Below are 23,774 nucleotides of genomic sequence, written 5' to 3' on the forward strand. Positions count from 1 at the left end.
GGTAACAATGAATCCATTCTCCGCCAGCGCCACGTCGTCCAGCCCCCACGACACGCAATCCTCGCTCGGCATCGACCAGCCCCGACTCCTGCTCGTCGACGATGAACCGCGCCTGCTCACCTCCCTGTACGAACTGCTGCAGGGCCGCGGCTACCAGCTCGTCACGGCCGCCACCGGAGGAGAAGCCCTCGCACACCTGGCGCGCCTGCGCTTCGATCTCGTGCTGCTCGACCTGCGCCTGCCCGACATCGGCGGCCACGAGATCATGGACTTCATCAACGAGAAGGGCATCGACGCCGACGTGATCGTGATGAGCGGCGAGGTCGGCATCGACGCCGCCATCGGCGCGCTGAAACGCGGCGCCTACGATTACCTGCGCAAGCCGTACAGCCGCGAGGAACTGCTCAAGACCGTCGCGAACGCCCTGAAGCAGCGCCGCCTGGAACAGGCCAACGCGCGCATCGCGAGCCAGCTGGAAAACTCGGAAAAGATGTACCGCTACCTGGTGGATTCGTCGCCGGACATCATCTACACGCTGAACCACGAAGGCAAGTTCACCTTCATCAACGACCGCGCCTACCAGCTGCTCGGCTACAAGCGCGAAGAACTCATCGGCCAGCATTACTCCATCCTCGTGCACGACGAAGACCTGGAGCGCGCGCGCTACGTCTTCAACGAGCGCCGGGTCGACGAGCGGGCCTCGCGCAACGTCGAGCTGCGCCTGAAGTGCCATGCGGGTGCCAACCAGGACCGCACCTTCAACAACACCTTGATGACGATCTCGCTGAACGCGATCGGCATGCACGTGCCCGACCAGGAAGTGAAACGGCTCGAGTTCTACGGCACGTACGGCGTCGCGCGCGACATCACGGACCGCAAGCGCGCCGAGGAAGTCATCTCGTACCAGGCCTACCACGACATCCTGACCGACCTGCCGAACCGCATCCTGTTCAAGGACCGCCTCGGCCTCGCCGTCATCCAGGCCAAGCGCAAACAGACGGAACTCGCCGTCATGTTCATCGACCTCGATCGCTTCAAGCTCGTGAACGATACGCTCGGCCACGTCAAGGGCGACGAGCTGCTGCAGCAGGCCGCGGGCCGTTTGAAAGAATGCCTGCGCAAGGGCGACACGCTGGCGCGCCAGGGCGGCGACGAATTCACGATCGTGCTGCCGGAACTGCGCGACCGCGACGACGCGCGCATGGTGGCCGACAAATTCCTCGAGGTGCTGCAGGAGCCGTTCGACCTGGACGGCCACGCCGTGCACATCTCGGCCTCGATCGGCATCGCGGTCTATCCGGTCCACGGCGAATCGATCGACGAGCTGCTGCGCCACGCCGACATCGCCATGTACCAGATCAAGGGGCAGGGCAAGAACGGCCACGCGTTCTACGACCCGTCGATGCAGGACGTGTCGCACCAGAAGATCGCGCTGGAACAGAGCCTGCGCCGCGCGCTCGAGAACAACGAGCTGGAGATGTACTACCAGCCGCAGATCGACGCCATCAGCGGCCGCATCGTCGGCGCCGAGGCACTGATGCGCTGGAACCATCCGACGCGCGGCATCGTGTCGCCGGGCGAATTCCTGCCGTTCGCCGAAGAGAACGGCCTGATGCTGCCGATCTCGGACTGGATGATCGGCGCGCTGTGCCGCGACATGCTGCAGTGGAAGAACATCGGCGGCAACCAGGTGCGGCTGTCGCTGAACCTGTCGCCGCAATACCTCGACCGCGGCGATTTCTACGAAAAGATGCGCAATGCGCTGCTGCGCTACGGGATCGCGCCGAGCCAGATCGAAGTCGAAATCACCGAGAACATCTGCATCCGCAACCCGCAGCACGCGATCGAGCAGCTCAACAAACTCGGCCAGCTGGGCGTGTCCGTCGCGATCGACGACTTCGGCACCGGCTATTCGTCGCTGGCCTACCTGCACCGCTTCCCGGTCCACACGATCAAGATCGACCAGTCGTTCGTCAAGGAGATCCACGACGAGCACGGGCACTATCCGGTCGTCCTGGCGATCATCTCGATCGCGCGCGGCCTGGGCCTGAACCTGATCGCGGAAGGCGTCGAGACGGACTCGCAGGCCCGCTACCTGCGCGCGAACGGCTGCCTGACGATGCAGGGCTATTTGTACCACCGCCCGATGCCGCTCGGCCGCTTCATCGACGTGCTGCGCGGGCAGACACTGCCGGCGGGCGTGTCGAACGTGCTCGCCTTCCAGGCCTGATGCGTCATGACCCCCAGCGAGACCGACGCTCGCCATACCGCTGAGTTCTTGCGGGTCAAGGCGCTCGCGGAGCGTGGCGTCGCCACGGCCCAGCACAGCCTGGGCTTCATGTACGTGAACGGCCAGGGCGTGCCGCGCAACTACGAGCAGGCCGTCGCGTGGTATCGCATGGCGGCGAGCAGCGGCCTCGAACAGGCGCAGTACAACCTCGGCGTGATGTACCAGAAGGGGCAGGGCGTGGCGCAGGACCTGGGCCAGGCGCTGTACTGGTACCGGCAGGCCGCGGAGCAGGGCTACGTGCAGGCCCAGTACAACCTGGGCTGGTTGTATGCGAAGGGACAGGGCACGCCGGCCGACGTGCATGAGGCGCTGCACTGGTTTAACAAGGCCGCCGAACAGGGCGATCCCGGCGCCCAGCACAATCTCGGCATGATGTACGAGGGCGGCAAGGGCGTCGCCCAGGACGTCGCGCTGGCCATCGAGTGGTACCGCAAGGCGGCCGAACAGAATTACGCGCGCTCGCAGTTCAATCTCGCACTCAGATACGACAGTGGCCAGGGCATCGCACGCGACGTGCAGCAGGCCATCCACTGGTTCCGCAAGGCCGCGGAGCAGGGCTATGCGCCCGCGCAGTTCAACCTGGGCCTCCGCTACGACAAGGGCCAGGACCTGCCGCAGGACAGCGAGAAGGCGGTCCTGTGGTACGGCCGCGCGGGCGAGCAGGGCCACGCCAGCTCGCAGTTCAACCTCGCGCTGATCCACGATGCCGGCCATGGCGTCGCGCGCGATCCGGAGCTGGCGCTCGCGTGGTTCCGGCGCGCGGCCGAGCAGGGACACGCGGGCGCGCAGGACAACCTCGGCCTGCGTTATGAACACGGCCAGGGCGTCGAGCAGGATTACGCGCAGGCCGCGCACTGGTATGTCCTCGCCGCGGAGCAGGGCTTCGCCGGCGCGCAATACCACCTCGGCCAGTTTTACGATGCGGGCCATGGCGTGGCGCAGGATCCTTCCATCGCACTGGACTGGTATCGCAAGGCTGCGGAACAGGGCCACCTGCGCGCGCAGTTCGATCTCGCCTTGCGCTACGAGAGCGGCAATGGCGTCACGCAGGACGAACGCGAAGCCGCGTACTGGTACCGCAAGGCGGCCGACCAGGACTACGCGCCCGCGCAGTACGCGCTGGGCCAACTCCTCGACCGCGACGACACGGGTACGGTCGATCCGCGCCAGGCGACGCTGTGGTACCGCAAGGCGGCCGAGCAGGGCCACGCGCTCGCGCAGTTCGCGCTGGGCCTGCGCCACGACAGCGGCCACGGCGCCGAGCGCGATTACGAGGCCGCGCACTTCTGGTACCTGTGCGCCGCGCGCCAGGGCCATGCGCGCGCCCAGTTCAACCTCGGCGTGATGTATGCGGCGGGGCAGGGCGTGCCGCTCGATCTCGTCGAAGCCTATGCATGGCTGCACCGCGCGGGTGCCGCGGGCATCGCGCCGGCCGCAAACTATATCCGGCGCATCGCCGCGCGCATGGAACCGGCACTGCTGGCGCAGGCCAACGGCTATATCGGCGCGGCGTAGATCCTAGAGCACGATGTGGCCGGCCGGCGGGGCGGGCGGCCGGTCGTGGGGCAGGCCATGGAGCACGCTCAACTCGGCTTCGATCGCCCGCGACAGGGACGTGATCGGCACATCGTTGGCGCTGCCTTCGAACGGATTCTCGGTGCTGGCGCCGACCTGGTCGAGTGCCAGGTACATCCATCCGATCAGCACGCTGAACGGCACGGCCAGCCACGCCATCTGCCCGTCCAGGCGCGCGAATTCCCGCACCGTACCCAGTGGCAGCAGCAGCGCGAACAGCCAGACGAACAGCGAATTGACGATCGCGTACTGGCGCGGATAAGGAAAATCCTTGAGGCGTTGTGCCCGCGCGTGCTGATCGATCAGGTCCTTCAGGGTCTTTTGCATCTCGGCGTATTGCAGCATCTGCAGCGCCTGGCCGTGGAACAGGTCGCGGATGGCGCGGCTCTGCAGGGACATGAGCGCGGCGGGAACGTCGGCGACGGTCAGGAGGTGCGCGACGGTGTCCGGCGGCAGATAGCGGGCCAGTTCGGCCTCGAGCGGCACGCTGCGTTCCGCCACGTCGAACATGCGCTCCCGGTATTCGGCATTCGGCGCGGCCGCGGCGGCCTCCCACACGCGCGGCGCGCGCAACTGGTAGCGGACGGTGGTCAGCCAGGCCAGGTGGCGGGTGACCAGCGCGGGGATCGCGCGCTCGTCGGTCGGAAAATCGCGGCAGATCAGGCCGCAGTGGCGGCTGGCGGCCGCGAGGGACGACCAGATCTGCTGGGCTTCGACCGTGCGGCCATAGCTCTGCGCATTCTTGAACCCGACGATGAAGGACGCGGCGGTACCCAGCAGCGCGAGCACGGGCCACGGCAGGGAAAGCCAATGCCAGCCGCCCAGCTGGTACAGGGCCACGACCGTGCCGGCGCACGCGGCGAGCGGGTAGACGTGGCGCCGGGTCCAGTGCGCGAACTCGAACAGCCCGTAGGACTTCCCGATGTGCATGGACGTCCGGTCAGGCTTCCTCGGCGCGCAGCGCGTCGCGCACCGCCGGATCGCGCGACATCCGCTCGTGGAACGCGGCCAGCGCATCCAGGCCCGCCATGTCGACGCCTTTCGCTTGTGCCCAGCGCAGCACGACGTAGAGGTAGGGATCGGCGATCGAACGCTGCCCCGTGAGCCAGTCGCGGTCCGCGAGTGCGCCGTCGAGGCGTTCGAGGTACGCCCGGACATGGCGGCGCGCGTTGGCCGCCAGCTGCTCGTCCAGGTCGCGTTCGTCGAGGAAGCGCTCCGGCGCGAACAGGGGTTTGAATGCCTTGTGGACGTCCGAATTGAGGAACGCCAGCCAGCGCATGACTTCGGCCCGGCCGCGCGGGCTGCCGTCGCCCGCCAGCCGCGCATGCGGATGGAGGTCGGCCAGGTAGCCGAGGATGGCGACGTTTTCCGTGAGGGCGAGGTCGTCGTGCACGAGCAGCGGCACGTTGCCGCCGGGGTTGCGCGCCAGGTAGGCGGGCGCCTTGATCGAGTCGAGCGTCATCGGCACGATCTCGTGCGGCACGCCGAGCCAGCAGAGAACGATCAGGTCGGCCAGCGAACAGGCGCCGCGCATGTGGTAGAGCTGCATGGTGTCTCCGGTGGTGTCGATAGCGGCGCCACTATCGCACGGGTCCATGCCGCGCATTGGTGCATTTTCGGCACCGGATTGCGTCCTGTCTTACACTGCCGGATTCAAGGCGAGCCGTCCGTCCTCGCGCAGCGTCCGTGCGAGGAAGGTATCGATCGCGACCGAGCTGGCCGTCGGCGCGCTCAGGTGCGGGCAGTGGCCCACGTTGTCGATGACCTTCAGCGTGCTGTGCGCCAGGTGCTCGTGCAGCCATTCGCCCACTTCGCGCGGCACGATCAGGTCGTCGCTGCATTGCAGGATCAGGGCGGGGACGGTGGAGCGTTCGACTTCGGCGCGGATGTCGGCCTGGAAGGTCACGCGCGCGAAATGCTTGGCGATGGCGGGATCGTTGCGGCAGAAGTTGCGCGTCAGTTCCGCGCCCAGTTCCGGACGATTGGGCGCGCCCATGATCGCGGGCGCCATCTTGCGCGACCAGTCGAGGAAGTTCGTCTCCATCGCCTGCAGCAGGCCGTCGATGTCCTCGCGGTTGAAGCCGCCGATGTAATCGCCGTCGTTGATGTAGCAGGGCGACGGGCCGACGAGAACCTGGGCGAGGAAACGCTCCGGCGCCGCCACCGACGCCAGCAGCCCGATCGACGCGCCGACCGAGTGCCCGACGACGACGGTCGGACCGGCCGCGCAGGCGTCGAGGATGTCCAGCAGGTCCGTCACGTGGCCCTGCAGGCTGGCGTACTTCGCGCGGTCGTAGGCTTCCCAGTCGGAGCGGCCGCTGCCCGTGAGGTCGTACAGCACGACGCGGAAGCGCTCCGCGAACGCCGGCGCCAGGAAGCGCCACATGGTCTGGTCGCAACCGAAACCGTGCACGAACACCATGGTGACAGGTCCAGAGCCGGTGACGTGGACGTTGTTGCGAAACTGTACAGACATGGTGAATCCTGGCCGAAGCATGTAACAATCCACTGATATTACCACTGTGAAACCACCGTCAGCGGCACACACATTGATCTAGCGCAAACCGCGCAACAGTGCGTTCGCGCACGGCACGGCCGGAGCGATTCGCGATATACTGTTTATATATACAGTATTTATTCCGCGATGGAACTCAAAGACAAGCTGGAGATCCTGGCCGACGCGGCCAAGTACGACGCCTCCTGCGCCAGCAGCGGCGCGCCCAGGCGCGATTCCGTCGACAAGGACGGGCTGGGTGCGACGAACGGCATGGGCATCTGCCACAGCTATACGCCGGACGGACGCTGCGTGTCGCTGCTGAAGATCCTGCTGACGAACTTCTGCGTCTACGATTGCCAGTACTGCGTGAACCGGCGCACGTCGAACGTGCCGCGCGCCCGCTTTTCCGTCGACGAGGTCGTGAAGCTCACGCGCGATTTTTATCTGCGCAACTACATCGACGGCCTGTTCCTCAGCTCCGGCATCATCCAGTCGAGCGACTACACGATGGAGCAACTGGTCGAGGTCGCGCGCCGCCTGCGCGAAGAGCACCAGTTCCGCGGCTACATCCACCTCAAGACGATTCCCGATGCCGACCCGCGCCTCATCGAACTGGCGGGCCGCTATGCCGACCGGCTGTCGGTGAACATCGAGCTGCCCACGCAGGACAGCGTGACGAAGCTCGCGCCGGAAAAGAGCGTCCACACGATCAAGCTGGCGATGGGTTCCATCCGCACGAAACTGGACGAAAAGGACGACCACCCCAAGGCGCCCACGTTCGCGCCGGCGGGGCAGAGCACGCAGATGATCGTCGGCGCGGACGCCAGCGACGACCAGACGATCCTGAATACCGCGCAGACGCTGTACGGCAGCTATAAACTGAAACGCGTGTACTACTCGGCGTTCAGCCCGATCCCGCACAGCCCGTCCAGCGTGCCGTCCGCGCCGCCGCCGCTGCTGCGCGAGCACCGGCTGTACCAGGCCGACTTCCTGCTGCGCGGCTACGGTTTCACGGCGAAGGAACTGATGCCCACGGCCGGCAACCTGGCGCTGGACATCGACCCGAAGCTGGGCTGGGCGCTCGCGAACCGCGACCACTTCCCGCTCGACCTGAACCGCGCGGACGAGACCATGATCGCGCGCGTGCCGGGCATCGGACTGCGCACGGCCAAGCGCCTGATCGACCTGCGGCGGCTGCGGCGCATCCGCTGGGAAGACCTGTCGCGCCTGCGCTGCAGCCTGAAAAAGCTGGCGCCCTTCGTGATCACGGCGGACTACAAGCCGGCGCAAGGCACCGCGTCGTCCGACCTGCTGCGGCGTAACCTGGCCGACGCCCCCCAGCAGATGAATTTGTGGCCGGAACTGCAGGCGGCGTGATGGCGGCGGATGCGCTGGTCCGGACAGGGCAGCCGGTGCAGGTCGAGACGTTCGCGGAGTGGCGCGAGGCCGCGCGCGAGTTGCTCGTCCACGGCATCCCGCCCGACCAGGTGACGTGGGGCGTGCCGCACATGGGCGACCTGCTGGCCGGCGGCGACCTGTTCACGGGTGCGCCGGCCCCCGCCGAGGCACCGCATAATCCCGTCATACCGCCGGACGAGCCAAGGAATGAGCCGCTGCGCCCCGCGCCGCACATCCCGCGTTCGCTGATGGAGATGCTGCAGTCGGCCGCCTGCTGCCGCGTGCCGGACCGCTGGGCCTTCCTGTACCGCGTGATCTGGCGCTGGCAGCAGGGCGAGCACGACGTGCAGTCGCCGGCCGACGAGGATGGCGCCCGGCTGCACGCGATGGTGAAGGCGGTCCGCCGCGAGGAACACGACATGCATGCCTACATCCGCTTCCGCGAACGTCCGGAAGAAGCCGGCCCGCCGCGCTTCGTCGCCTGGTACGAGCCGCGCCACGACGTGCTGCCCCAGGTGGCCGACCATTTCGTCTCGCGCATGGGCAAGGTCAGCTGGATGATCGCCACGCCGGAGGCGAGCGTCCTGTGGGATGGCCATACGCTGCACAACACGGGACCGCTCGTGCGCGATGCGGCCGACCTGGAAGACACGGGCGAAGCCCTGTGGCTGACCTACTACCGCAGCGTGTTCAACCCGGCCCGCCTGAACACGAACGTGATGCACCAGCATATCCAGTCGGACCGGTGGAAGAACCTGCCGGAGGCGAAGATCGTGCCGCACATGGTCAGCGAGGCGGCGCTGGGTGCGCGCAAGGTGGGCCAGTACGAGGCCGTCGGCCAACGCAAGGGCACGACGATCCCGATCGCCCCCGAGGATGCGCAACCGGAACGCCAGCAGCCGTCGAAACTGGACGAATGCCGGCGCTGCGAGCTGTGGCAGTTCGCGACGCAGGCCGTGGGCGGCGAGGGACCCAAGCGGGCGAAGATCATGTTCGTCGGCGAGCAGCCGGGCGACCAGGAAGACCTGGCGGGGCAGCCGTTCGTCGGCCCGGCCGGCAAGCTGCTGGACCGCGTGTGCGAGGCGGCCGGCGTCGACCGCGACACGATCTACGTCACCAACGCCGTCAAGCATTTCAAGTGGGAGCCGCGCGGCAAGCGGCGCCTGCACAAGACGCCGGTCCAGCGCGAGATCGAGGCCTGCCACTACTGGCTCGACAAGGAACTGGCGAGCGTCAAGCCGACCGTCATCGTGGCCCTCGGCGCCACCGCGCTGAAGTCGGTGCTGCGCACGGCCAACGTCACGCTCAAGAATTCGCTCGGCAAACCGCTGCGCCACGAAGGGCACTGGGTCGTCACGACGTACCACCCGTCGTATGTGCTGCGCGTGCCGGGCGAGGACGCGAAGCGCGAGGCCTTCGACGCGATGGTCGAGGGCATCAGGCTGGCGCACGAGCTCCTGGACCGCCCGGTCGACGTACCGGACGCGTGAACGTTGCTGTTGCGATATATGCATGTCAAAGATGTAACACTTCGTTGCCTCGATAGGCTAAGCTCATCGGTGGCGCTAAGCTTTTGCGCACACAACAACAACGATGGGATGCCCGATGAGCAAACGGTATGCATGTGCGCTTTACCTGAGTTTCCTGACCCTGCCGGTCCTGGCCCAGACCACGCCCGAGCCTGAACCCGCGCCCACCGCCGCCGAGGCCTTTGACACCGTCCCCGCGACGGTCGTGGTCGAAGGCCGCCGGCCTGGTCCCGGCGTCTGGAAAGTATCGAAGGGCGACCACGTGATGTGGGTGTTCGGCGTGTATTCCCCGCTGCCGCAGAAGATGGAGTGGGATGCGGCGCGCGTGGAACGTCTTGTCGGCAAGTCGCAGGAAGTGCTGACGCGGCCGGGTGCCCGCATGGAGGTCGGCTTTTTCAAGGGCCTGACGCTGCTGCCGACCGCGATCGGCATCGACAAGAATCCGGACGGCGCCACGCTGCACGACGTGCTCCCGGCGGACGTGTATGCGCGCTGGCAGGTATTGAAGGGCAAGTATATCGGCGATGACGACGGCATCGAGCGGCGCCGCCCGATCTTCGTCGCCGACACGCTGCTGAGCAAGGGCTTGTCGAAAAGCGGCCTGACCCAGAATACCGGCGTGGAAGAGCAGATCGAAAAGGCGGCCAGGCACAACAAGGTCAAGATCACGTCGACCACGCTCAGCATGGACGTCGACGATCCCCGCGCGCTGATGAAGGAATTCAAGAAGTCGCAAGTGGAAGACGTGGCGTGCTTCACCAAGACCCTGGAACGCCTGGAAGGCGATATCGACGCCATGCGCGTGCGCGCGAACGCCTGGGCCAATGGCAATATCGCCGAGATGTCGAGCCTCGATTACGCCGAGCGCGACAAGGCGTGCAACGACGCCATCTTCAACAGCCAGTTCGCCAAAAATTCTCCCGCATTCCAGCATCTTCCCGAGCGCATCCGTGCCAACTGGATGAAGGCGGCCGAGAAAGCATTGGCCGACAACACGTCGACGTTTGCGCTCCTGCCGATGAAGAACGTCATCGGTCCGCAGAGCTATCTGGCCGACCTGCAGGCGCAAGGCTATACGGTCGAGAGCCCGAAATAAGGAACACGCCATGACGAAGACAATCAACGGGTATGTGTTCTCGTTGGCTCTGCTGGTCCCGCCGGCGTTCGCGCAGAGCGTGGACCAGACCGCGCAACCCGCCGCCGCCGAGGCCGCCGGCGCCGTTCCCGCGACGGTCGTCATCGAAGGCCGCCGGCCCGGCCCCGGCGTGTGGAAGGTGTCGAAGGGAACGCACGTGATGTGGGTCTTCGGCACCTATTCTCCGCTGCCGCGGAACATGGAGTGGGATGCGTCGCGCGTCGAGCGCCTCGTGGCGAAGTCGCAGGAAGTCTTGATGCCGCCCGTCGCGAAAGCCCACATCGGTTTCTTCAGCGGGTTGACGGCGTTGCCCAGCCTCATCGGCATCAAGCGCAATCCGGACGATGCGGTGCTGCATGACGTGGTCCCGGCCGACGTCTACGCGCACTGGACGGTGCTGAAGGCCAAGTACATCGGCGAAGACGACGGCATCGAGCATTACCGGCCCGTCTTCGCCGGCGAGGAACTGCTGCTCGCCGGCCTCAAGAAAAGCGGCCTGAGCTATGGCAGCGAAGTGCTCGGCAAGATCGAGGACGTCGCGAAAAAGAACAAGGTCAAAATGACCGACTCGGGCTACGACGTCATGGTCGACGATCCGCGCAAGCTCGTGCGCGACTTCAAGAATTCGCAGGTGGCCGACCTCGTCTGCTTCACGAAGACGCTCGACACCCTGGACACCGATCTCGAAACGATGCGCGTGCGCGCGAATGCCTGGGCCAACGGCGATATCGCGGAGATCCGCGGCCTGAACTTCGCGGAGCGGCGGGATGCATGCCTGGACGCCGTCATGAACAGCTCGATCGCGAAGGACGCCGCGGCCCTGCGCCAGGTGCGCCAGCGCCTGCGCACGTCGTGGCTGAAGGCGGCGGAGAATGCGCTGGCCAGCAATGCCGCCACCTTCGCCGTGCTGGAGATCCAGGACATCCTCGGCCCGACGAGCTACCTGGCCGGCCTGCAGGCCAGGGGTTACGTCGTCGAAAGTCCGAGGTAACTACACCGGCTCGCCCGATATGTCCGATGCGCCCAGGTCGTCCTCGCGCGATGCGGCCTGGGCCACGCGGGCACCCGGCGGCACGTCATGCGTCAGCCAGACATTGCCGCCGATGACGGCGCCCTTGCCGATCGTGATGCGGCCCAGTACGGTGGCGCCCGCATAGATGACGACGTCGTCCTCGACGACGGGATGGCGCGGCAAGCCCTTCTGCAGGGTGCCGTCGACATTCGCGGGAAAGCGCTTCGCGCCCAGCGTGACGGCCTGGTACAGGCGCACGCGCTGGCCGATGACGGCCGTCTCGCCGATCACGACGCCCGTGCCATGGTCGATGAAGAAGCCGGCACCGATCGTCGCGCCCGGGTGGATGTCGATGCCCGTTTCCGCATGCGCCTGCTCGGCGATGATCCGTGCGAGCAGCGGCAGGCCGAGCCCGTACAGGCAATGCGCGAGGCGGTAATGGATCATCGCGTGGATGCCCGGATAGCACAGCAGCACTTCGTCGACGCTGCGTGCGGCCGGGTCGCCCTGGAAGGCGGCGATCACGTCGCTGTCGAGCAGGGTGCGGATGCCGGGCAGCGCGGCGCCGAACGCGCGGGTGGCCTCGAGCGCCTGCGGTTCGATGTCGGTATGGGTCAGGTGGCGCAGCGCGGCGCTGTAGCGCAGCTCGATGCGGACCTGGCGCAGCAGCGCGTGCAGGGCGGTGTCCAGCGCGTGCGCGACGTGGAAATCCTCGCTTTCCTGGCGCAGGTCGGGCGGGCCCAGGCGCAGCGGAAACAGCACGCCTTTCAGCTGCCCGACGATGGTCGCCAGCGCGTCGCGCGACGGAAACTCGATGCCGCGCACCTCGCCGGCCGGACGATGCGCCTGGCGCCATTGGCGGCGCGCCTCGTTCAGGTCGCGCACGATCGCGCCGATGTCGAAGTCGGCCATCAGTCGTGCTCCCGGAGGCGGTGTTGGTCGGAAAGAATTGGCCTCACGGTGCCTCCGCTGTGCTGATGGACGAGTGTTCAATATACGAGCCCATCCATGGGTGGCTCAACGAATTTTTCGACACAAGCTCATGTCGAAAAATGTCTAAGGTGACAAAGGAACGTGAACCCGCGTAGAATGCGGGCAACGCGGGTGTAGCTCAATGGTAGAGCAGAAGCTTCCCAAGCTTACGACGAGGGTTCGATTCCCTTCACCCGCTCCACTGAGAAACGGCCAAAAATCTGCTCTGGTCGCTCCACAAAATCCGCAGCGCTCCACAAAACGTTCGCAACCTTATTAAAACTTTGCGTAGACGAGCACACTTGGCAGTGTGATAATCGCAAGAAAGAACGCCACGGTTGACTTACGGCGACAATAGGGTAGGGGCAAAAATGAGCGAAAATCCGGTTCCAGACAACGTAAACGACTTTCAACTTAGGTATGTCGGTCCTAGGTTCGAAGGCACGCGTCTGCCGGTAGATGTGCTGAGCGACTTGCCTGCCTTCCGCGATCTGATTGTTTCTTTTGTGAAAAAGGGATGGCATGCGCAGCATGCCGACAAAGTCCGCCTACCGAAAGGGTTTGATCGAAGTCTGACATTCGATCTGGTTCGTCTGACTGATGGTAGCGCCGTTCCAAACTTAAACTGGAACCGGAGCCGCGCCCAAGCTTACCTTCCCGGCATGGTTGACCAGCTCGATGATTTGATGGCATCGTCTTTCAGCCAGTTTATACATCTCGTTGACGGGGCCGAGGACGGGGGTACAGCACCTGCACTAACGGCACAGCAAATACGAGCACTTAATAAACTGGGGTCGGGACTGCGCGATGATGAACGCATCGAGTTTTTAAACACCACTGGCTCAACAGGTACAGTGGTGTACCTAAACAACGAGAGACGTAAGCGTTTGATCACTCGTATAAAAGGTACATATGAAACGAGGGTCGAAGGGATTGGCATTCTCGTCCAAGCCAAAATTGTGCCTACATCATCTCAGGGAAATATTGTAGTTTCCATCGATAAATATGGCGATGTGGAAGTTTCCCGAGAAAAAAGCACGGTAACGGAGGAATTTGCTCCTTACCTCGGTTCAGAGGTGCAATACGACTTACAGATTGAAGTAGACCACAACGATGTCGTGCGCGGCGTGGTTTACGTGCATGATATCGGAGTTATTGATCCTAGTCAGAGTGCTGAGTTATTACGATGCCGTGAAAGGATAAAACAACTTGGAGAATTACCCGCTGGCTGGAACGATGGTGATGGGATAAAGATTTCCCAGTTGGCGCTGGATAATGCACAGCGTTTTCTTGCGAAACGCTCAAGTTGGTGCCACCTCTTTAAGGTTTTTCCAACTGATGAAGGCGGAATATCGTTTGAGTTGGAAAGTGCTGGCTGGGACTATACCATTGAGTTCATGCGCGACGGAAAAATCGAAATGTTTGGTATCGAACTAGATGGGGACGATACTCTTACACCTGTCGAGTACACAGAAATCGACCCGAATTTCCTCGAGGATTTCGATAAAAGAATCGGTGCACAATGAGCGATTACCTTAACGATCCTGACGAAGTTTTGTATCGTCATATTCATCCAGATTTTTTCCAAAAAGGTGAGCCTTCGGACAGTCGTTTTCGCCCGTCGAAACAAGATGCGAACAAGTTGTCTGTAGATCGCTCATCAGTGCATGATGAAGCTGCCTCGCATTACATTTATACGTATGGAGGAAGGAAGTCTGAGGCAATATTTGGGGTCAGCGTATCAGAGTTTAAGGCGCATAACATTTCATGCGTATCTGATCCTACGAAAGCGAAAGCAGCGACCGACACTTCCAAGGCGGAATTGGAAAATAAGGCTCATGCGTTGGCAGACTATAGTGCACATACCGAAGCCGAACAGAAATTGATCTCCAAAAAGCTTAAGCAACTAGCTTTAGCCAGAGGGAAGCTTTATCCTAAATAGCTATTTGGTTGGCGTCACTATCTTGCCCCGTCGCAGATAGTGGCGTTGAGTCGTTTTTACGCTCTCGTGACCCAGCAAGTCACGCGCAGCTTCCTCCCCGCAGCCATCCGCCGTGTCATCCGCCGCCTTTGCGCGTAGATCGTAGAACCGGAACTTCTTGATGTCCTTTGCCAGCTTCGGCTCGGCTTTGGCTGCGGCATCCTTGGCCCTGTCGAACTGCGAGCGCAGCGCCGGCGCGGTAAGGCGCTTCCCATGTTGATTCACGAGCAGCGCGGCTGTCTTTACCTTGTGTCCCGCCTTACGCGCCTCGATGCGCGTCAGCAGCGTCTCCAGCTCGCCGACGATCCTGATGCGTAACGGCTGCTTGGTCTTTTCCTGGGTGACGATGAGGTGCCCCTCGGCGATGTCATACTCAGTCATCTTAAGCGCGTCCGCTGGCCGTTGGCCCGTGAGGTACGCCAGATCCAATGCATCGCGCAGCGGGGCGCTGCCATTGGCCCATACGGCCTTGTACACGGCATCGCTGATATAAACGGTCCGCTTCTCCAGCGAATAGCCCTGTATGCCTTCGCACGGGTTCGGCAGGTCGGTATAGCCCCAGCCGCGGGCATGGTTCCACATCGTCGAGAACACGCGCTTGCATCGGTTTGCTGTGGTCTGCATGGTCGTCCAAGAACTGGCGGATGTGCATCGGCTTGATCTGGCTCAGCGGAGCTTCTGCGTCCGTTGGAAAATTCCTGATTTCGTTGGAAATTTCGCTATCCGAAAAATTTAGATTCGCATAAGTCTTTGAATCTAAATGAATTCTTGGGGTGGCTGATGGGACTCGAACCCACGACAACAGGAATCACAATCCAGTCCTCCTAATGCGCGAAGTCGTATAGCAGCGAAAGAGCATAGGCTGCAAAACCGACCGGCATTAGAAACTCGAACGCGGCCCGCGCGCGTGCAATCCAGTACGCGAACCAATAATTCCTCACGCCTCGATAATTCACTCTGGCCTCCGCGCGGGCGCCGTATATTCTTACCTTTTCCTCTTCCGTTTTTGCTGCTTCCCACTCTGCCTGCTGTGTATGGTAGTCGTGAAGCGTAAGTACCTCTTTACGCCGCCATGCCACATAATCGCTAAGTGCATACAACGAGAACGCGCAAACGTAGTAAATGACGACCAGAGCGTACATTTTCACGAACTCGGCCTGATGAATGTCTGAAAAATCAATTCCCAACACGCTTAATTTTTTTGGAACCAACGGCACGCGGACCAGAGCTACGCCGAGCATGGAGACCCCAAGGAGGGAGGTCCGCTCTTTCCTGGTGGTCTCTGTTAGCGGGTCGTAAGTGATCAGGTCTTTGTACAGCACCTCGTACGCCATCGGGCTTCTCCAGTGTGGTTGAAATCGCAAATTCGTTTCCGCAACCACTCTAACGGCCGTTGATTAAAAACGCAAAAATCTTGCTTTAGGAAAGCTTTACGCGGAAGGGACGTTCGTTATCTTATTGATTCGCAAAGAAATATCCCTAGACTTGAAAACTACCGACAGGAATTGAAGTGGGCTTCCGGTCGGGCAGAAAATCGCTCCACAAAGCAAACTAGGGCCTCGTGAATACTGTGGTTTAGAGCAGCAGTTTCCGGTATTTTGTGGAGCAGAAAAAGGGAGCAAGCCCGCATGGTTGAGCCATTTTTTAGGCGGCTTCCCAAGCTTACGACGAGGGTTCGATTCCCTTCACCCGCTCCATCCCTCGACATTCCCCTCACATGCACGCCTGCACGCGGCCGTCCCGCCGTGCGCGCCCTGCCGCAAGCCCTTATGGCACACTGGCGTTGTTGCTTCAACCAGTGTCAATCATGCAAGAAAACAGACAACTGTCTGACGAAAACCATGCCGGCGCCCTGATGTTCCTGAGCGGCGGCGGCGAAGTGGGCGCGATGATGCGTGCGCACGACTGGTCCACGTCGCCGCTGGGCCATCCGCGCACGTGGCCGCAGGCGCTGCGCACGGTCGTCGGGCTGATGCTGAACTCGAAATTCCCCATGTTCGTCGCCTGGGGGAAGGAACTCGCCTTCCTGTACAACGATCCGTATCGCGAGATCCTCGGCGACAAGCATCCGGCCGCGCTGGGCGGGCGCTTCCACGACATCTGGGCCGAAATCTGGCACGACATCCACCCGCTGATCGAACGCGCACTGCGCGGCGAGGCGACGTATGCCGACCGCCTGTATCTCGTGATGAACCGCCACGGCTACGACGAGCCGACCTGGTTCACGTTCTCGTATTCGCCGGTGCGCGACGAGAACGGGGCCATCGCCGGCATGTATTGCGCGTGCGTCGAGGTCACCGAGCAGGTGCTGGCCGAGAAATACCGCAACGAGGAAAACGAGCGGCTGCGCGGCCTGTTCTCGCAGGCGCCCGGGATCATGGCCGTGCTGCGCGGCCCCGAGCATGTGTTCGAGCTGACGAACCAGTCGTACATGCAGCTGGTCGGCCACCGCCCGATCGTCGGCAAGCGCGCGCGCGAGGCGCTGCCGGAAATCGTCGGCCAGGGCTTCCTCGAACTGCTCGACCGCGTGTACGCGACGGGCGAGCCGTTCGTCGGCCATGCGCTGCCCGTGCGCCTGCAGCGCGAGCCGGAAGGGCCGCTGGAAGAGCGCTACATCGACTTCGTCTACCAGCCGATCCGCGACGAGAACGGGGCCGTCAGCGGCATCTTCGTGGAAGGCAGCGACGTCACCGACCGCAAGCTCGTCGAGGACGAGCTGCGCGCCGCCAACCGCCAGAAGGACCAGTTCCTCGCGATGCTGGCGCACGAGCTGCGCAATCCGCTCGCGCCCATCATGACGGCGGCCCAGCTGCTGAAGCTCGGCCGGCTTGACGCCAGGAGCGTGGCCAACGCCAGCGAGATCATCGTGCGCCAGGCCGAGCACATGACGGACCTCGTCAACGACCTGCTGGACGTCTCGCGCGTCACGCGCGGCCTCGTCACGCTGGAGATGGAAGCGCTGGACCTGAACGTGATCGTGTCCGCCGCCGTCGAGCAGGTGCGGCCGCTGATGGACGCGCGCCGCCATGCGCTGACCCTGCAGCTGTCGGGCCAGCCGGCGCACGTGACGGGCGACCGCACGCGCCTCGTGCAGGTCATCTCGAACATCCTCAACAACGCCGCCAAGTACACGGCGCCGGGCGGCCGCATCGTGCTGGCCGTGACCGTGGACGACGAGCAGGTGACCGTGGCCGTGCGCGACAACGGCGTCGGCATCGCGCCGGAAGTCCTGCCGTACATCTTCGACCTGTTCACGCAGGCCGAACGCACGCCCGACCGGTCGCAGGGCGGGCTCGGGATCGGCCTGGCGCTGGTGAAAAGCCTCGTCGCGCTGCACGGCGGCACCGTGCATGCCCGCAGCGACGGCCTGGGACAAGGCAGCGAGTTCTCGATCTGCTTGCCGTGCGCGGCGCGCGCGCCGGCGGCGGCGGCCAACGATGGCGGCGGGGCCGCGGCGGGCGCGGCGCCGGACAATGGCAACCTGCGCGTGCTGGTCGTCGACGACAATGCCGACGCGGCCCAGATGCTGGCCGCGCTGCTCGAAGTGCAGGGCCACGCGGTCAGCGTCGAATACGATGCGCGCGGCGCGCTGGCGCGGGCGAGAAGCGAGCATCCGGACGTCCTGCTGCTCGACATCGGCCTGCCCGACATGGACGGCTACGAACTGGCGCGGCGCCTGCGCGCACAGCCCGAGAGCGCGGGCGCCACGCTCGTCGCCCTGACCGGCTACGGCCAGAATCAGGACCGCGAGGAGGCCCAGCAGGCCGGCTTCGACCATTACCTCGTCAAGCCGGCCGACCTGAACGAGGTCAACGAGGTGCTGGCCCGGGCGGAAGCGCGGCGCTGAACGTTCTTGCGTGCGCGTATTGCCGCGCGGAACAAGGAGCGCTATCCTAGGTGCATGCCCCCCTGCGTAGGTTGCGCGCCGGGGCGGCGTATTTTCGTACCATAGTCAACGCGGGCGAAAACGGGGACGAGCATATGTACGACACCATCGAAAAACGGCAGGAGATCAGCCTCCTCGAACGGCACGGCGGACAGGCCGCCACGCAGGGCGTGGGACCGGACAAGGGTGCCGCGTCGACGGCCAGGCCGCCGCATGCGGGGCCGGGGGCCGTGGCCGTCGACGCGGCCGGCGGCGCCGCGGCGCAGCCGGGCGTGCGGCGCGTGCTCGTCGTCGACGACAACGCCGACGCCGCCCAGACGGTGGCGATGCTGCTGGAGGTGCTGGGCCACGAGGCGTCCATCGAATACGACCCGCTGCAGGCGCTCGCCTGCGCGCGCGAACGGTCCTTCGACGCGTTCGTCCTCGACATCGGCCTGCCGGGCATGGACGGCCACGAACTGGCGCGCCAGATCCGCGCGCTGCCGCGTGCGGCCGGGGCGCTGTTCATCGCGCTCACGGGCTATGGCCAGCAGCAGGACCGCGACGCGTCGAAGGCCGCGGGTTTCCATTACCATTTCGTGAAGCCGGCCGACGTGGATGCGCTGGCGCAGGCGCTGGCGAAGGGCACGCCGGCCTGACGCGCGGCCGTGTCATCATCCCGTCACTTTCTTTTCTTACACTGCGAGTTGCTGAACAGTAACTGAGCGTGCATCCCCGCACGTCTTTCTGACGGAACCCGCATGTCCAAGTCCAGTGCGCACACCGCCCCGCGCACCCACCGATTCCTCGCGCTGCTGTGGCCCGCGCTGGCCCTGCTCGCCTGTGCCGCCCTCTGGACCGCCGCCATCCTGCACGCCGGCGCGGAACGCCGGCGCGCCGAGGAGCAGGCGTTCAAGGAGGCCGACGCGTATGCCGAAGCCTACGAGCAGTACGTCACCCGCTCGGTCGCCCAGGTCGACCAGATCACCATGCAGCTCAAGCACAGCTGGGAGCACGCGCGCGACCGCAGCCTGATCGAGAACATGCGCCGCGACGGCATGTTCACCGACGCCGCCTTCGTCAACGTGAGCGTGATCGGGCCGGACGGCGCGGTCCGCTCCTCGAGCCGCATCCACGCGCGCGGGCTGAATCTGTCCCGGGCCGATTTCTTCATCCAGCACCGCAACGCCATCTCGACCGCGCTGCGCATCGGCACGCCGCCGCCGGAACTGGACGAAGCGCGTGGCACCATCCTCTTCACGCGCCGGCTCGACACGCCCGACGACGGCTTCGACGGCGTGCTGCTGATGGCCGTCGACGCCGCGTATTTCACGTCGTTCGTCAGCTCGCCCACGCTGGGGCCCGGCAGCCTGCTGGCGCTCGTCGGCACCGACAACGCCTTGCGCGTCGAGCAGGACGCCAGCGGCATCGTGCGGACCATGGGCGCCGCCTCGCTGCTGCCCGCGAACGCCGACCGCTGGCCGGTGGCGCGCGGCGTGCAGCTGGTCGGCGGGCAGGGCGGCTTTGCCGACGGCGAGCCGCGCGTGCTGGGCTGGCGCCGCTCCGGCGCGTATCCGCTCGTGGCCCTCGTCGCGCTGTCGCATACGGCCGTGCTGGAAGCAGCCGACGCCTACTGGACGGACAGCCGCAACCACACGCTGGTGGCCACCGCCGTGCTGACCCTGCTGGCGCTGGGTGCGAGCATGCTGTCGCTGCGCGCGGCGGCGCGGGCGCGCGAGCGGGCCGAGATCCAGCGCGCCTACCGCACGGCCACCGACAGCGGCAACGACGGTTTCTACATGATCGCGCCGGTGCGCGACCGCAAGGGGCAGACGGTCGACTTCCGCATCGTCGACTGCAACGAGCGCGGCGCCTTCTTCTACGGCACGACGCACGCGCAACTCGTCGGCAGCCTGATTTCGCAGCTCCACCACGGCAAGTCCTTCGACGACCTGACCGCCAATTACCGTACGGCGCTGGCCGTCGGCTTCCACCAGGAAGACCGGCGCATGCCCGACAACAACCGGCTGAACATCCGCTGGGGCCATCGCCGCATCGTGCGCGTGGGCGACAACCTCGCCGTCACCCTGCAGGACATCAGCGAGCGCAAGGAACACGAATCCCAGCTCGCGCGCCTGGCCAACGAGGACAGCCTCACCGGCCTGCCGAACCGCCACTGGTTCCTGAACTTCGTGCCCGTGGCGCTGGCGCGCGCGGACGACGGCGACCACGGCGCGGCGCTGCTGTTCATCGACCTCGACGAATTCAAGCAGGTCAACGATACGCACGGCCACGCCGTCGGCGACCGCCTGCTCCAGCTGGCGGCCGAGCGCCTGCTGTCGCAACTGCGTCCGGGCGACAGCGTGGCGCGTTTCGGCGGCGATGAATTCGTCGTCTTGCTGAGCCCCTTCGACAGCGACCAGCAGGTGGCCATCGTCGCCACGCGCATCGTCGAAGCCTTCAGCAAACCGTTCCCGATCGCCGACGACCAGCACATGATCGGCGCCTCGGTCGGCATCGCCGTGTACCCGCGTGACGGTCTCGATGCGGCCACCCTGATCCGCCACGGCGACATCGCCATGTACGCGGGCAAGGCCGAGGGCAAGGGCCAGTACCGCTTCTTCGACCCCGCGCAGTCGAACATCCTCAAGACGCGCACCCAGCTGCGCCAGCGCCTGCTGGAAGCGATCGACAAGCGCCAGTTCGTGCTGCACTACCAGCCCCGCGTGGACACGCGCACGGGCGAGCTCCTGAGCATGGAAGCGCTGCTGCGCTGGGAGCATCCGCAGCTGGGCATGATCCGCCCGGACGAATTCATCCCGCTGGCCGAATCCAGCGGCCTGATCGTGCCGATCGGCGCCATCGTGATCGACCAGGCCTGCGCCCAGCTGGCGGCCTGGCGCGCGCACGGCGCCGTGCCGGTGCCGGTGTCGATCAACGTCTCGCCGAAGCAGTTCCTGCGCGGCAGCGTGCAGCGCGAGCTCGAAGACGCGCTGGCCCGCCACGCCGTGCCGGCCGGCCTGCTCGAAGTGGAGATCACGGAGTCCGCGATGATGGGCGACCAGGCCGAGATCCTCGCCGAGCTGGCCGCGATCCGCGCGCTGGGCGTCAAGCTGCACGTCGACGATTTCGGCACCGGCTACTCGTCGCTGTCGCAGCTGCAGCGCATGAAGATGGACGTGCTGAAGGTCGACCGCTCATTCACGGCCGAACTGGGACGCTCGCGCGAAGGCACCGTGTTCTTCCAGGCCATCGTGTCGATGGCGCACGCGCTCGGGATGGAAGTCGTGGCGGAAGGCGTCGAGAACGAGGAGCAGCTGCAGATCCTGCGGGCGCTGAAGTGCAACGAGGTGCAGGGGTATTTCGTTGCGAGGCCGCTGCCGGCGGCGGGCATCGGTCCGTTGCTGGCGCAGCGCTATCTGTTCAAGGAAGAGTTGGCAGCGTAGGACACGCGACGCTCGCTACGTCGTCCCCGCGAAGGCGGGGACCCAATTTTGCATGCCCCGCCACTGCGCATGAAACTTGGGCCCCTGCCTTCGCAGGGGCGACGGTGCATACGTTCCGGTCAGGCGCCCAGCAGACTGCCCGTCCGCGACGCCTCCGCCCCCGCGATCTTACAAACGTGCATCCCGCGCAGCAGGTGACGATGCGCCGTGCTCGCGAACAGCACCCCGGACTGCGTGCACCGCAAGGCCGTCGTCCTGCCGCTGACCGGATCGACGATGTCGGCCACGGCATCGCCGGCCCGCACCTGGTCGCCCAGTTTTTTCAGGAACACGAGCACCCCCGCATGTGGCGCGTGCAGCGGTTCCACGCCTTCCAGTGGCGTCGGTTCGCACAGCGGCGCCGGCAGCGGCGCGACGGGCAGGTCGACGACGCCCTCGCGCGCCAGGTATTGCAGTAGCGCGTGCGCGTCCCGTTCGGCCAGGTCGTAGCGCACGTCGTTCTCGCCGCGCAGCTCGACCGTCACGCCCACGCAGCCGGACGGGATCGGGAAGCGGTCGCCGAAGTGTTCCGCCAGTTCCCACCACACGCGGCTGCACGCTTCGTCGAACGGCTCGCCGCCGGATTCCGTCGCCAGCAGCACGGCGTGCGCGCCCATCAGCGCGGCCAGCGGTTGTACCCGCCCGGCGAGCGGCGTGCCCGTGTACATGTGCAGCACGGCCTCGTTGTCGCAGTGGAGGTCGAGCATGATGTCGGCGTCGATCGCCATGCCCAGCAGCGTCTTCTTGAGCTCTTCCGTCGCGCTCGATGGCAGCCATGCGGCCACTTCGCGGCGCGCGTGCTCGCGCACGAGGGCCGCGTTGGCGGCGGGATCCGCGCCGAGCTTGTCCTGCAGCGACGCCTTCAACGCCGCGGCCACGTGCCGGTACGAGCGGTTGAAATTGGTGCCGGTAGCGAGGTCGAAACGCCCGAACGGCGCGCCGTGGATCACCTGCGACAGCCCGATCGGATTCGCGGCCGGCACCAGGATGATCTCGCCGGTGACCTTGTTCTCCGCATCCAGCCGGTCGAGCTCACGGCGCAGCACGTGCGCGACGAGCATCGCGGGCACCTCGTCCGCGTGCAGCGAGGCCTGGATGTAGACCTTCCTGCCGCTGCCCGGCGTACCGTAGTGGAAGGAGGTCAGGCGGTAGGCGGCGACGTTGTCTTCGGTGGCGATCGGGTGGGTCTGCTGGCGCATCGGTGGCTCCTGGTTGCAACAGATGCATTATGTCCGAGATCGCGGCCGGAAAGCGCCGGGTTATAATGGCGCCCGTTTTTTCCTCATTCTTTCATTCCCCATGTCCGCCGATACGCCTACCAACGAGCAGGGCCGCCCGATGCTCTACGACCCGACCGACCGCCGCATCCGCAGTTTCGTCACCCGCGCCGGCCGCCTGTCGACCGGCCAGGCGCGCGCGCTGGAAGCGTATGGTCCGCATTACCTGATCGAGTACCGCAAGGCCCAATTCGATTTCCACGCCCCGTTCGGCCGCACCGCGCCGCTGATCCTGGAGATCGGCTTCGGCATGGGCGACACGACGGCGCACATCGCGAAGGCGATGCCGGACAAGGATTTCGTCGGCGTCGAAGTGCACACGCCGGGCGTGGGCAGCCTGCTGAAACTGGCCGGCGAACAGGACATCCAGAACCTGCGCCTCATCCAGCACGATGCCGTCGAGGTGCTGAACAACATGATCGCCGACGGTTCGCTGGCGGGCGTGCACATCTTCTTCCCCGACCCATGGCACAAGGCGCGCCACAACAAGCGCCGCCTGATCCAGCCGCCGTTCGTGCAACTGCTGTGCCAGAAGCTGGCGCAGGGCGGCTATATTCACTGCGCGACGGACTGGGAAGATTACGCGGTGCAGATGCTGGAAGTCCTGGGCGCGGAGCCGGCGCTGCGGAACACGGCCGAGGGCTATGCGGAGAAGCCGTCGTACCGGCCGCTGACCAAGTTCGAGAACCGCGGCCTCAAACTCGGCCACGGCGTGTGGGACCTCGTCTTCACGAAACGATAACGCGTGCATTTGGTGG

19 protein-coding genes and 1 tRNA gene are annotated in these 23,774 nt (G+C 65.0%); 13 read left to right on the plus strand and 7 right to left on the minus strand.

Annotated features, from left to right (window positions below; translation table 11 throughout):
* Positions 1 to 7 precede the first annotated feature (7 nt).
* Entirely contained in the window at positions 8 to 2,230 is a 2,223-nt protein-coding gene (locus ACEN98_RS03880; protein ID WP_413381550.1) for a putative bifunctional diguanylate cyclase/phosphodiesterase, read from the plus strand.
* A 6-nt stretch (positions 2,231 to 2,236) separates the two neighbouring features.
* Complete coding sequence (locus tag ACEN98_RS03885) at positions 2,237 to 3,805, plus strand: tetratricopeptide repeat protein (RefSeq protein WP_413381552.1); 1,569 nt, start codon at positions 2,237 to 2,239, stop codon at positions 3,803 to 3,805.
* A gap of 3 nt (positions 3,806 to 3,808) precedes the next feature.
* On the opposite strand, the gene ACEN98_RS03890 is transcribed toward ACEN98_RS03885, so the two are convergent.
* From ACEN98_RS03890 to ACEN98_RS03900, 3 genes are all read right to left on the minus strand, one after another.
* Positions 3,809 to 4,795 (minus strand): bestrophin family protein, encoded by a 987-nt coding sequence (locus ACEN98_RS03890; protein ID WP_413381554.1) that lies wholly within the window; start codon positions 4,793 to 4,795, stop codon positions 3,809 to 3,811.
* Between the two features lie 10 nt (positions 4,796 to 4,805).
* Entirely contained in the window at positions 4,806 to 5,414 is a 609-nt protein-coding gene (locus ACEN98_RS03895; RefSeq protein WP_413381556.1) for a glutathione S-transferase family protein, read from the minus strand.
* A 90-nt stretch (positions 5,415 to 5,504) separates the two neighbouring features.
* Complete coding sequence (locus ACEN98_RS03900) at positions 5,505 to 6,341, minus strand: alpha/beta fold hydrolase (protein WP_413381558.1); 837 nt, start codon at positions 6,339 to 6,341, stop codon at positions 5,505 to 5,507.
* A 168-nt stretch (positions 6,342 to 6,509) separates the two neighbouring features.
* On the opposite strand from ACEN98_RS03900, the gene ACEN98_RS03905 reads away from it, so the two are divergent.
* The 4 genes from ACEN98_RS03905 (at position 6,510) to ACEN98_RS03920 (ending at position 11,415) form a co-directional block, all read left to right on the plus strand.
* Positions 6,510 to 7,739, plus strand: a complete 1,230-nt coding sequence (locus ACEN98_RS03905) for a putative DNA modification/repair radical SAM protein (RefSeq protein WP_413381560.1) — start codon at positions 6,510 to 6,512, stop codon at positions 7,737 to 7,739.
* Positions 7,739 to 9,250 (plus strand): UdgX family uracil-DNA binding protein, encoded by a 1,512-nt coding sequence (locus ACEN98_RS03910; RefSeq protein ID WP_413385945.1) that lies wholly within the window; start codon positions 7,739 to 7,741, stop codon positions 9,248 to 9,250. The genes ACEN98_RS03905 and ACEN98_RS03910 overlap by 1 nt, the downstream gene beginning before the upstream one ends.
* 115 nt (positions 9,251 to 9,365) lie before the next feature.
* Positions 9,366 to 10,385, plus strand: a complete 1,020-nt coding sequence (locus tag ACEN98_RS03915; protein ID WP_413381562.1) for a TraB/GumN family protein — start codon at positions 9,366 to 9,368, stop codon at positions 10,383 to 10,385.
* 10 nt (positions 10,386 to 10,395) lie between these two features.
* Positions 10,396 to 11,415, plus strand: a complete 1,020-nt coding sequence (locus ACEN98_RS03920) for a TraB/GumN family protein (RefSeq protein ID WP_413381564.1) — start codon at positions 10,396 to 10,398, stop codon at positions 11,413 to 11,415.
* Here the strand turns inward: ACEN98_RS03920 and epsC are convergent, their stop codons facing one another.
* Positions 11,416 to 12,348, minus strand: coding sequence for a serine O-acetyltransferase EpsC (gene epsC, locus ACEN98_RS03925; protein WP_413342610.1), 933 nt, complete (start codon positions 12,346 to 12,348; stop codon positions 11,416 to 11,418).
* Positions 12,349 to 12,536: 188 nt separating this feature from the next.
* Here epsC and ACEN98_RS03930 point away from each other — a divergent pair.
* From ACEN98_RS03930 to ACEN98_RS03940, 3 genes are all read left to right on the plus strand, one after another.
* Positions 12,537 to 12,610: transfer RNA gene (locus tag ACEN98_RS03930), tRNA-Gly, on the plus strand.
* A 169-nt stretch (positions 12,611 to 12,779) separates the two neighbouring features.
* Positions 12,780 to 13,934 carry a hypothetical protein gene (locus ACEN98_RS03935; protein WP_413381566.1) on the plus strand — a complete coding sequence of 385 codons (1,155 nt, stop codon included), beginning with the start codon at positions 12,780 to 12,782 and terminating at the stop codon, positions 13,932 to 13,934.
* Complete coding sequence (locus tag ACEN98_RS03940) at positions 13,931 to 14,350, plus strand: hypothetical protein (RefSeq protein ID WP_413381568.1); 420 nt, start codon at positions 13,931 to 13,933, stop codon at positions 14,348 to 14,350. The genes ACEN98_RS03935 and ACEN98_RS03940 overlap by 4 nt, the downstream gene beginning before the upstream one ends.
* On the opposite strand, the gene ACEN98_RS03945 is transcribed toward ACEN98_RS03940, so the two are convergent.
* Positions 14,351 to 15,013: a tyrosine-type recombinase/integrase gene (locus ACEN98_RS03945; RefSeq protein WP_413381570.1), complete on the minus strand. Its 663-nt coding sequence runs from the start codon at positions 15,011 to 15,013 to the stop codon at positions 14,351 to 14,353. It lies immediately after the preceding gene.
* A 200-nt stretch (positions 15,014 to 15,213) separates the two neighbouring features.
* Entirely contained in the window at positions 15,214 to 15,723 is a 510-nt protein-coding gene (locus tag ACEN98_RS03950; RefSeq protein WP_413381572.1) for a hypothetical protein, read from the minus strand.
* Positions 15,724 to 16,196: 473 nt separating this feature from the next.
* Between ACEN98_RS03950 and ACEN98_RS03955 the strand changes: the two genes are divergently transcribed.
* The 3 genes from ACEN98_RS03955 to ACEN98_RS03965 all read left to right on the plus strand — a co-directional run bounded on the left by ACEN98_RS03955 (position 16,197) and on the right by ACEN98_RS03965 (position 21,700).
* Positions 16,197 to 18,236 (plus strand): ATP-binding protein, encoded by a 2,040-nt coding sequence (locus ACEN98_RS03955; RefSeq protein WP_413381574.1) that lies wholly within the window; start codon positions 16,197 to 16,199, stop codon positions 18,234 to 18,236.
* A 134-nt stretch (positions 18,237 to 18,370) separates the two neighbouring features.
* Entirely contained in the window at positions 18,371 to 18,913 is a 543-nt protein-coding gene (locus ACEN98_RS03960; protein ID WP_413381576.1) for a response regulator, read from the plus strand.
* 102 nt (positions 18,914 to 19,015) lie between these two features.
* Complete coding sequence (locus ACEN98_RS03965; RefSeq protein ID WP_413381578.1) at positions 19,016 to 21,700, plus strand: EAL domain-containing protein; 2,685 nt, start codon at positions 19,016 to 19,018, stop codon at positions 21,698 to 21,700.
* 119 nt (positions 21,701 to 21,819) lie between these two features.
* Here the strand turns inward: ACEN98_RS03965 and ACEN98_RS03970 are convergent, their stop codons facing one another.
* Positions 21,820 to 22,938, minus strand: a complete 1,119-nt coding sequence (locus ACEN98_RS03970; RefSeq protein ID WP_413381580.1) for a succinylglutamate desuccinylase/aspartoacylase family protein — start codon at positions 22,936 to 22,938, stop codon at positions 21,820 to 21,822.
* A gap of 139 nt (positions 22,939 to 23,077) precedes the next feature.
* Here ACEN98_RS03970 and trmB point away from each other — a divergent pair, with 139 nt between their 5' ends.
* On the plus strand, positions 23,078 to 23,758 hold the full coding sequence (trmB, locus tag ACEN98_RS03975; RefSeq protein WP_413385946.1) for a tRNA (guanosine(46)-N7)-methyltransferase TrmB: 681 nt from the start codon (positions 23,078 to 23,080) through the stop codon (positions 23,756 to 23,758).
* Positions 23,759 to 23,774: the final 16 nt, after the last annotated feature.

It is taken from the genome of Massilia sp. CT11-137, assembly GCF_047302885.1.
Taxonomy (GTDB): Bacteria; Pseudomonadota; Gammaproteobacteria; order Burkholderiales; family Burkholderiaceae_D; genus Telluria; species Telluria orientalis.

Coding starts and splice junctions, on each gene's coding strand:
- ACEN98_RS03920 (WP_413381564.1), top strand. CDS start 10,396: ATGACGAAGACAATCAACGGGTATGTGTTCTCGTTGGCTCTGCTGGTC.
- ACEN98_RS03970 (WP_413381580.1), bottom strand. CDS start 22,938: ATGCGCCAGCAGACCCACCCGATCGCCACCGAAGACAACGTCGCCGCC.
- ACEN98_RS03935 (WP_413381566.1), top strand. CDS start 12,780: ATGAGCGAAAATCCGGTTCCAGACAACGTAAACGACTTTCAACTTAGG.
- ACEN98_RS03880 (WP_413381550.1), top strand. CDS start 8: ATGAATCCATTCTCCGCCAGCGCCACGTCGTCCAGCCCCCACGACACG.
- ACEN98_RS03960 (WP_413381576.1), top strand. CDS start 18,371: ATGTACGACACCATCGAAAAACGGCAGGAGATCAGCCTCCTCGAACGG.
- ACEN98_RS03895 (WP_413381556.1), bottom strand. CDS start 5,414: ATGCAGCTCTACCACATGCGCGGCGCCTGTTCGCTGGCCGACCTGATC.
- ACEN98_RS03915 (WP_413381562.1), top strand. CDS start 9,366: ATGAGCAAACGGTATGCATGTGCGCTTTACCTGAGTTTCCTGACCCTG.
- ACEN98_RS03885 (WP_413381552.1), top strand. CDS start 2,237: ATGACCCCCAGCGAGACCGACGCTCGCCATACCGCTGAGTTCTTGCGG.
- ACEN98_RS03965 (WP_413381578.1), top strand. CDS start 19,016: ATGTCCAAGTCCAGTGCGCACACCGCCCCGCGCACCCACCGATTCCTC.
- ACEN98_RS03905 (WP_413381560.1), top strand. CDS start 6,510: ATGGAACTCAAAGACAAGCTGGAGATCCTGGCCGACGCGGCCAAGTAC.
- ACEN98_RS03950 (WP_413381572.1), bottom strand. CDS start 15,723: ATGGCGTACGAGGTGCTGTACAAAGACCTGATCACTTACGACCCGCTA.
- ACEN98_RS03900 (WP_413381558.1), bottom strand. CDS start 6,341: ATGTCTGTACAGTTTCGCAACAACGTCCACGTCACCGGCTCTGGACCT.
- ACEN98_RS03945 (WP_413381570.1), bottom strand. CDS start 15,013: ATGCAGACCACAGCAAACCGATGCAAGCGCGTGTTCTCGACGATGTGG.
- ACEN98_RS03910 (WP_413385945.1), top strand. CDS start 7,739: ATGGCGGCGGATGCGCTGGTCCGGACAGGGCAGCCGGTGCAGGTCGAG.
- ACEN98_RS03940 (WP_413381568.1), top strand. CDS start 13,931: ATGAGCGATTACCTTAACGATCCTGACGAAGTTTTGTATCGTCATATT.
- ACEN98_RS03890 (WP_413381554.1), bottom strand. CDS start 4,795: ATGCACATCGGGAAGTCCTACGGGCTGTTCGAGTTCGCGCACTGGACC.
- trmB (WP_413385946.1), top strand. CDS start 23,078: ATGCTCTACGACCCGACCGACCGCCGCATCCGCAGTTTCGTCACCCGC.
- epsC (WP_413342610.1), bottom strand. CDS start 12,348: ATGGCCGACTTCGACATCGGCGCGATCGTGCGCGACCTGAACGAGGCG.
- ACEN98_RS03955 (WP_413381574.1), top strand. CDS start 16,197: ATGCAAGAAAACAGACAACTGTCTGACGAAAACCATGCCGGCGCCCTG.